Source organism: Labilibaculum sp. K2S (genome assembly GCF_030372765.1).
In the GTDB taxonomy this organism is placed as follows: Bacteria; Bacteroidota; Bacteroidia; order Bacteroidales; family Marinifilaceae; genus Labilibaculum.
This window is the reverse complement of record NZ_JAUCMW010000077.1, coordinates 1-942: the sequence shown is the minus strand read 5'-3', so window position 1 is coordinate 942 and position 942 is coordinate 1. Positions and strand designations below refer to the sequence as shown.

The 942-nt window shown below is 31.6% G+C and carries 1 protein-coding gene; it reads right to left on the bottom strand.

Annotated elements, in window-relative coordinates; genetic code table 11:
* Nucleotides 1–14: 14 nt before the first annotated feature.
* Nucleotides 15–911 carry an IS982 family transposase gene (locus QUH73_RS20775; protein ID WP_289532363.1) on the bottom strand — a complete coding sequence of 299 codons (897 nt, stop codon included), beginning with the start codon at nt 909–911 and terminating at the stop codon, nt 15–17.
* Nucleotides 912–942 lie beyond the last annotated feature (31 nt).

Genomic DNA, 942 nt, shown 5'->3' with positions numbered 1-942 from the left:
ACCTGAGTTCGATATTAAAATATCCCTAATTGATCGGACTTAATAGTTTCATATTTGATAGCAGGTTTCTTTTCAAAAAAGGCATATGTAATTAGTGCAGCAATTAAGTTTGTAATAAAATTATTGAATGATCTGTGTCTGGAATGCTCCACATCACATATGTTTTTAAGTTGATCATTAATAGTTTCAATAATTGATCTTTTTCTTAAGAGAATTTTATCTTTCATTTCCATAAGAACATTTTTCATATTGTTCCTGATGTAAGTAATCAAATGCAAACCATCAACAAATAGAACTTCGGTTAATTCTTTAGAAACGTATCCTTTGTCAGCATATAGTTTTCCTCTAATTTTCTCAACAAAGCTTTTATCTTTGAGAGGATTCCTGTCATCTACATTCCCGGGAGTAATCATGAAATTCAATATCTCTCCCTTATCATTAATTATAAAATGAAGTTTGAACCCGTAAAAATACCCCATAGTTGATTTACCTCTTTCTGCAATGCCATCAAAGACACGGTGTTTGGGGATTCGTTTATTCTTGCACACCCGAATTGGTGTCGAATCGATAAAAGAAATCCCGGAACAATCACCAAGGCTACAGGTTTTAAGAAATAAAGTCAAAGGTAGAATAACTCTTGCCTGCAACTCAACAAACCGGTTATAAGAGACCGTCTTAGGAAATTCAGATTTCATGTGAAGTTTAACAAAGAAATTATAAAAGTGCTTTAGGTTTTTGTAGCATCCTCCATGATATAAAATCAGAATTGTGATAACTTCACTATTGGTCATTTTAGGTTTCCTTTTGGCCTTATGACCAAGGCTGTTATTTTGAACTGTTTTTGAAAATTCTTCACAAAATTCATCTGCTAAGTAGAATATTTCTGTAATTTTATCTTTATCAAAAAGCATAGAGTTTACTTTTAATTAGTTGTTTGTCAGA